This window comes from Aeromicrobium sp. PFPM2_SD2, from assembly GCF_057364525.1.
In genome coordinates this window covers 1-1315 of record NZ_JBNFNZ010000578.1, presented here as the reverse complement: position 1 = coordinate 1315, position 1315 = coordinate 1, and the positions used below count along the sequence as shown (strand labels likewise).

1 protein-coding gene is annotated in these 1315 nt (G+C 75.1%); it reads left to right on the top strand.

Features of this window, described 5'->3' with window-relative positions; all coding sequences use genetic code 11:
- On the top strand, positions 1 to 1315 hold a 1315-nt coding region (locus AC2W7G_RS16500), incomplete at both ends, for an aldehyde dehydrogenase family protein (RefSeq protein ID WP_485869392.1).

Here is a 1315-nt window from a genome sequence, read left to right as displayed (position 1 = left end):
CGAGCGGGGCGGCGCTGCTGCGCGACGCGGCCGCGAGCCTGGCGTCGCGGCGCGGCGACCTGGTCGCCGTCATGGCGTCCGAGACCGGCAAGACCATCGCCGAGGCCGACGTCGAGGTCAGCGAGGCCGTCGACTTCGCCCGCTACTACGCCGACCAGGCTCTGCGCCTGGACGCCGTCGACGGCGCGCGCTTCTCCCCCGCCATCCTCACGCTGGTGACGCCGCCGTGGAACTTCCCGGTGGCCATCCCGGCCGGCTCCGTGCTGGCCGCGCTCGCCGCGGGCAGCGCCGTCGTCATCAAGCCCGCCCCGCAGTCGCGCCGCTGCGCCGCGGTCATGGTCGAGGCGCTGTGGGACGCGGGCGTGCCCAAGGACGCGCTCACCTACGTCGAGCTGGGCGAGGCCGAGCTCGGCCGCGAGCTCGTCTCGCACCACCTGGTCGACCGGGTGGTCCTCACCGGCGCCTGGGACACCGCGCGGCTGTTCCGCTCCTGGCGGCCGGACCTGCCGCTCCTGGCCGAGACGAGCGGCAAGAACGCGGTCGTCGTGACGCCCAGCGCCGACCTCGACCTGGCCGTCGCCGACCTGGTGCGCAGCGCGTTCGGCCACGCCGGCCAGAAGTGCTCGGCGGCCAGCCTCGGCATCCTGGTCGGATCGGTCGCCACCTCCGAGCGCTTCCGTCGCCAGCTGGTCGACTTCGTGACGTCGCTGCCCGTGGGCTGGCCCACCGAGCCGACCACCGTCATGGGCCCGGTCGTCGAGCCGCCGCAGGGCAAGCTGCTCCGGGGCCTGACCGAGCTCGGCGAGGGCGAGGAGTGGCTGGTCGAGCCGCGTCCGCTCGACGACACCGGACGCCTGTGGTCCCCCGGCGTCCGCATCGGCGTGCGTCCGGGCAGCGAGTTCCACCGCACCGAGTACTTCGGCCCGGTGCTGGGCCTCATGGCGGCGCGCGACCTCGACGAGGCGATCGCCTGGCAGAACGCCACCGACTACGGCCTCACCGCGGGTCTGCACTCGCTGGACGCCGGCGAGGTCGAGCACTGGGCCGACCGCGTCGAGGCCGGCAACCTGTACGTCAACCGCGGCATCACCGGCGCGATCGTCCGGCGCCAGCCGTTCGGCGGCTGGAAGCGCTCGACCGTCGGGGCGACGAGCAAGGCCGGCGGTCCGAGCTACCTGTTCCACCTCGGCAGCTGGAGCCCCGCGGAGCTCGAGCTGGACCCCGCCACGGTCGAGCTCTCCGCGCCGGTCGCGGCCCTGCTGGACGCGGCGTCGTCGACCTGGCCGAGACCACGCCGCCTGGCTGCGCGGCGCGG